Source organism: Clostridium sp. 1001271st1 H5 (assembly GCF_005845215.1).
GTDB lineage: Bacteria > Bacillota > Clostridia > Lachnospirales > Lachnospiraceae > Enterocloster.
The window spans coordinates 748,240-754,620 of record NZ_SPHO01000001.1; the positions used below are offsets into that span (position 1 = coordinate 748,240).

The following is a 6,381-nucleotide window of genomic DNA, read 5'->3' on the forward strand; positions in this document are numbered from 1 at the left end:
AGAAATTTAAAGTAATAAAATTGACGAGGCAATTTTTTTGTAGTATGATAGGAAAAGTCCCGGCAGGGGACGAATTCTTAAGCGGAAAGAGGAGATAGTATGATGAAAAAGACATCGAAACTCATGTCCCTGGTTATAGCGGGCGCCATGGTTCTGTCCATGACTGCCTGCGGAGGCAATACGGCTGAAACAACGGCAGCCGCCACCCAGGCCCAGGAGACAGCAGCAGATACGGCTGCACAGGCAGAGGAGACAACAGCGGGAACAGAGGACGGGACCGCTGCACAGGCAGAGGGAACCACCTATAAGATTGGCGTGCTCCAGCTGGTACAGCACACAGCCCTGGACGCTGCCAACGAGGGCTTTATCGCAGCCCTGGACGACGCAGGAATCGCCTACGAGGTTGACCAGCAGAATGCTTCCGGCGACCAGTCAGCATGCCAGACAGTGGCGTCCAAGTTTGCAAATGAGAAAAAGGATTTGATTCTGGCCATCGCAACACCGGCTGCACAGGCCATGGTGGGCGCTGTGGAGGATACGCCCGTCCTGGTGACCGCAGTGACGGACCCGGCTGAATCCGGCCTGGTTGACACCAATGAAAAGCCGGGAGCCAATGTAACAGGAACCTCTGACCTGACTCCTGTGAAGGAGCAGATTGACCTGCTTAAGCAGCTGGTTCCGGATGCCAGGACAATTGGCGTGCTTTACTGCTCCGCAGAGTCCAACTCCAAGATTCAGGCTGACATGGCCAAGGAAGCCATTGCAGCAGCAGGCATGGAGAGCAAAGAATATACGGTTTCCAGCTCCAATGAGATTCAGACCGTGGTGCAGTCCATGGTAGGCGCCGTGGATGCAGTGTACGCACCTACGGACAATGTAATTGCAGCAGGCATGGCTACCGTGGGAATGGTGGCAGGAGACAACAACCTGCCTGTTATCTGCGGCGAGGCTGGCATGGTACAGAACGGCGGACTGGCTACATACGGAATTGATTACTACCAGCTAGGGTACATGACCGGCCAGCAGGCAGTAAAAATCCTTACTGAGGGAGCGTCACCGGCCGATATGCCCATCGAGTACCTGCCGGTTGAGAAGTGCGAGCTGACAGTGAATGAGGAGACAGCCCAGACCCTTGGGATTGATGTATCCGGCTTAAAATAATCAGTCAGGCAGCTCAGACCATACAGGCGGTGCTGCGGGGCAGAGACGGCGGAAACCGTTCTGGCCTGCAGCACCCTCTTTTCGGTCATTGGATAAAATGGTATCCCGCAGGCAGGTAGATGGTTTGCTCAAGCTGTAAGGCCCGGAGGAACGGCGGTTTGGGCAAGCTATTTACAAAATCGAATCACACAAAGGAACAGAGACAGGAACGGAGGTAAATATAAAATATGAATATTGCGAATCTGATGCAGGGCATGGGTCCGAATCTGCTGGATGCAGTGGGACAGGGCGTGCTCTGGGGAATCATGGTGCTGGGGGTGTACATCACCTTCAAGCTTCTGGATATTGCGGATTTGACTGTGGACGGAAGCTTTGCCCTGGGAGGCTGCGTCTGTGCCACCCTGATTGTGAACAGGGGAATGAACCCGTTGGCGGCCCTGGCCATAGCCACCCTGGCGGGAATGCTGGCCGGCTTTGTTACAGGCATCCTGCACACGGTCTTTGAGATACCGTCCATTCTGGCGGGAATCCTGACCCAGATATCCCTGTGGTCCATCAACCTCTGGATTATGGGAGGAAGCAGCAACATCCCCCTTCTCAAGTCCAAGTCCATGGTAACCATGGTTTCATCTGCCACCGGTTTCAACCAGGCCCAGGCATCCCAGGTCATTGGAATCGGGGCAGCCATCCTGATGGTGGCGGTTATGTACTGGTTCTTTGGAACGGAGATTGGAAGCGCCCTGAGGGCCACGGGAAACAATGAGGACATGGTCCGCGCCCTGGGCGTCAACACCAAGTGGACAAAACTGCTGGCGCTGATGCTCAGCAATGGTCTGGTGGGCATGTCCGGCGCCCTGGTATGCCAGGGCCAGAAATATGCGGATATCCAGATGGGTACCGGAGCCATTGTCATTGGCCTGGCAGCCATTGTTATCGGTGAGGTGCTCTTTGGCTGGTTCCGCAATTTTGCCCTTAAGCTGTCGGCGGCAGTCATTGGTTCCGTTATCTATTTTGTCATCCGTGCCTTTGTCATCAAGATGGGCATGAATCCCAACTATATGAAGCTTTTGTCTGCGGTGGTGGTTACACTGGCCCTCTGTATCCCGGTGGCTGCCAACAAATGGAAGACCTACAAAGAATACTCGGAAGGAGGGAATGCATAATGCTGGTAATGACAAATGTGCGAAAAACGTTCAACAAGGGCACCATCAATGAGAAAAAGGCGCTGAACGGCATTGACCTGACCCTGAACGACGGGGATTTTGTGACGGTAATCGGCGGAAACGGCGCGGGCAAGTCCACCATGCTCAACATGATAGCCGGCGTGTATCCCATTGACTCCGGAAAGATTGAGATTGACGGCGTGAACATATCCAGGCAGCCGGAATATAAGCGGGCCAAATACATCGGCCGGGTGTTCCAGGACCCCATGAAGGGCACGGCAGCCGGCATGGAGATACAGGAAAACATGGCCCTGGCATTCAGAAGAGGCCAGAGAAGAGGGCTGGGCTGGGGAATCAGGGCCAATGAAAAGGACTATTACCACGACCTGTTAACCAGGCTGGGCCTGGGCCTTCAGAACCGCATGAGCAGCAAGGTGGGACTGCTGTCAGGCGGTCAGAGACAGGCGCTGACCCTGCTCATGGCAACCCTGCAAAAGCCAAAGCTGCTTCTGCTGGATGAGCACACGGCTGCTCTGGACCCGCAGACAGCCAAAAAGGTGCTGGACCTGACCAATGAGATGGTGACGGAGCAGAACCTGACAGCCCTGATGGTAACCCATAACATGAAGGATGCCATCCAGATAGGAAACCGCCTTATCATGATGAATGACGGCCATATTATCTATGATGTGTCCGGCAGGGATAAGCAGAATCTGACCGTAGAGGACCTTCTTGCCAAGTTTGCAGAGGCCAGCGGCGGACAGTTTGCCAACGACCGCATGCTGCTTTCAAAGTAATCCGTATAAGCCGCTTAAATTGCCGGTTTCCGGGGCATTTCACGTAAATACTTCGGGGACCGGCAAAATTTAAGAAATTTTTCACATTTTCGAGTCTGTTTTTATGATATACTTTACGCTATATGAGCTTTTATGGCGAAAAATGAGTTGGAGACTATTATAATCATGCTTGAACATAAGGATTATCTATCGAGCCTGAATAAGGCCAGAAAAAAACGGAATCAACAGCTGGACCCCAGATACCTGGTGCTCCTGCTGGCTGCCATTGTGGCAGTGGGAATCATCGTGTTCGGAGTAAAGGCAGTCAAAAAGCCGGTTTCCGGCAGAGCAGCGGGACCGGCCCCCACGGGACAGGCGCAAAACGCCACCCCGGCCCAGGCTGTTCCGGCCAGTGTTTCTCCTGAGGAGGAAGCTGCCCGTAAGGAAGCCCAGGAGATTGACCATGTAATTGATTCCTACAGCAATCTGGGAATCGTGCAGGTGTCCGGCTATCTGAACATAAGGGAGGCTCCCAGCACAGACGGCAAGATTATAGGAAAGCTGTCAGGGGACGGAGCCTGTGAGATTCTGGCCACGGAGGGGGACTGGTCCCACATTACGTCCGGCGGAGTGGAGGGTTATATCAGCAACCAGTACCTTCTGACCGGGGATGAAGCCAGGGAAAAGGCCAGGGAGCTTGTGAAGCTGCGGGCAACGGTGACGGCCGACAACCTGAACATACGCCAGGCTCCTGCCCTGGACCCGGGCAATGTCATCGGACAGGCACTAAAGGGCGAGCGCTACGTGGTCAAGGGACTGGAGGACGGCTGGATTCAGATTGAGGAGGGATATATTTCCTCTGAATATGCTGAGGTGGCCTATTCCCTGAACGAAGGACGCAAGCTGGATATGAAGGCCATGGCTATTAACCAGTATGACAACCTGGTCATATCCAAGGTGAACAACTACCTGAATGTGCGCCAGGAGCCGAAGGCAGACGGCAAGATTATCGGTAAGATGACCAGCAAGGCGGCGGGCGAGATACTGGAGACCCTGGACGGCTGGTATAAGATTAAATCAGGACCCATTATCGGCTATATTTCCGCAGACCCCCAGTACACGGCCACAGGCCAGGAGGCAAAGGACATAGCCATGCAGAATGCCACCCTTAAGGCGGTTATCAACACGGATGTGCTGAACGTCCGCACAGAGCCCAACACCGATGCCAAGATTTGGACCCAGATTGTGAAGGATGAACGTTATCCGGTTGTGGCTCAGCTGGACGGCTGGGTGGAGATTGATTTGGATTCCGTGGATGAAGAGGACGGAAGCAAGGTGGACAAGGCATTTATTTCCACCAGGGACAACAACGTGGAGGTGCGCTATGCACTGAACGAGGCCATCAAGTTCTCACCTGCCGAAGTGGCGGCCAACAATGCTGCCTCCAGGCGTTCCAAGGTAGTGAACTATGCCCTTCAGTTTGTGGGCAACCCGTATGTATGGGGCGGAACCAGCCTGACAAAGGGCGTGGATTGTTCCGGATTCACCATGCAGGTCATGAGGCAGTTCGGCGTATCCCTGCCCCATTATTCCGGCTCCCAGGCCAAGATGGGCAAGGCGGTAACCTCCGGCAACATGCGTCCGGGCGATTTGATATTCTACGCAGGCAGCGGCGGGCAGGTGAACCATGTGGCCATCTACATCGGCAACGGCCAGGTAGTCCACGCAGCCAGCCGGAAGAGCGGCATCAAGATTTCCACCTGGAATTACAGGTCGCCGGTGGCTATCAGGAATGTGCTGGGCGACTAGGACGAAACCGGATTTCAGGCCGGGGATGTTACGGGCAGTCGGACTTAAAACATTATATTTATTTAAAAAGCCGGTCAGCAGTCTATGCTGGCCGGTTATTTTGCGCTGAAACTATGTGAAAGACAGCGCATATTTTATGGTTCCCGGAGCAGACTATCCTTAATTGAAGAATGTTCACGAAAGGGTGGTTTGATTATGGGACAAGGAAAAAATAACAGAAAAAAGAGAGACAATCAGGTGGAGGACGGAAACGGCCAGGTACGCCAGCAGGACGACGAGGCCAAGAAGCTTGAAAAGGAAATAGAGGAAAAGGAAGACAATAAGCTGGAAGAATACGGCCAGGTTATCCTGGAGGACAACCGCAGGCAGAGGAAAATCCATCTCATTACCATTATTGGGGAGGTGGAGGGACATGAGAATTCCTCCGGCAGCAGCAAAACCACGAAATACGACCATATACTGCCGAAGCTGGCCGAAATAGAGGATGATGACAGTGTGGACGGACTTCTGGTTCTGCTCAATACATCGGGAGGGGACGTGGACGCAGGTCTTGCCATCGCGGAAATGATAGCGTCCCTCAGCCTTCCCACCGTATCCCTGGTGCTGGGGGGGAGCCATTCCATCGGAGTTCCTCTGGCCGTGTCCACGGACTATTCCTTCATCGTGCCCTCCGGGACCATGATGATTCATCCGGTGCGGATGACAGGAATGGTCATAGGCACCTCCCAGACCTACGAATATTTCGAAATGATACAGGACCGCATCCTGACCTTTGTGTCAAACCATGCCGATATTGCCTATGACCAGCTGAGGGAGCTGATGCATAATACAAAGATGCTCACCAGGGACCTGGGCACTGTGCTGGTTGGTTCCCAGGCAGTGGAGGCAGGCCTTATCAACCAGGTGGGCGGCATCAAGGAAGCACTGGGGAAGCTCTATGCCATGATTGACGGGCGGGAGCGCGGGCAGCAGAAATAACCGTTTAAAATCTGTATTCAGGCCCTTTTTCGCAGACATGCGCTATGGGTTTTGGAGGCTTTTGGAACAATCCACTTGAATTTTGATCTCAAATATAGCATAATACCTGTCTTTCGGAGTTGAACTAAAAAAATGGTGCTAAGCCATGGGTTAGAACCTATGACTTAGCACTCTATTTATGTCTTCGTTTCCAAGAAAATAGGACGTAAGTGGAAGCGCAGTTTTAGCAGCCAGTTGTTTTATGAAGCATGAATTTCTGGTTAGATTTATGTACTTTCGATCGGATACTTTTACTACTCTAAAATCACGTATAAAATCAAAGATTTCTTCTGTGCCATATTGATCTCCCAGAACGTATATCTGTAATAGTCTTGTCAGCAGTACAGTGAGATAGCAGATGAGGAAATGTCCGGTAATCGTTGCTTCTTTTTGCAGATATACCGGTCTCGCATCCAACTGTGATTTCATAATCCGGAAAGATTCTTCTATCCTCC

At 52.7% G+C, this 6,381-nt stretch carries 5 protein-coding genes; all 5 read left to right on the forward strand.

Annotation, left to right across the window (positions count from 1 at the left end; translation table 11 throughout):
• The first annotated feature begins 99 nt into the window (after positions 1-99).
• The 5 genes from FGS84_RS03225 to FGS84_RS03245 all read left to right on the forward strand — a co-directional run bounded on the left by FGS84_RS03225 (position 100) and on the right by FGS84_RS03245 (position 5,887).
• Positions 100-1,161: an ABC transporter substrate-binding protein gene (locus tag FGS84_RS03225; RefSeq protein WP_330640947.1), complete on the forward strand. Its 1,062-nt coding sequence runs from the start codon at positions 100-102 to the stop codon at positions 1,159-1,161.
• Between the two features lie 227 nt (positions 1,162-1,388).
• The gene (locus FGS84_RS03230) at positions 1,389-2,324 is read left to right on the forward strand and encodes an ABC transporter permease (protein ID WP_138306212.1); all 936 of its coding nucleotides are present in this window, start codon (positions 1,389-1,391) and stop codon (positions 2,322-2,324) included.
• The gene (locus tag FGS84_RS03235; RefSeq protein ID WP_138306213.1) at positions 2,324-3,121 is read left to right on the forward strand and encodes an ABC transporter ATP-binding protein; all 798 of its coding nucleotides are present in this window, start codon (positions 2,324-2,326) and stop codon (positions 3,119-3,121) included. Before FGS84_RS03230 ends, FGS84_RS03235 begins: the two co-directional genes overlap by 1 nt.
• Positions 3,122-3,286: 165 nt before the next feature.
• Entirely contained in the window at positions 3,287-4,909 is a 1,623-nt protein-coding gene (locus FGS84_RS03240) for a C40 family peptidase (protein WP_171042527.1), read from the forward strand.
• A gap of 195 nt (positions 4,910-5,104) precedes the next feature.
• A complete protein-coding gene (locus FGS84_RS03245) occupies positions 5,105-5,887 on the forward strand; it encodes an ATP-dependent Clp protease proteolytic subunit (RefSeq protein WP_138306215.1) in 783 nt (260 codons plus the stop codon).
• The last annotated feature ends 494 nt before the right edge of the window (positions 5,888-6,381 follow it).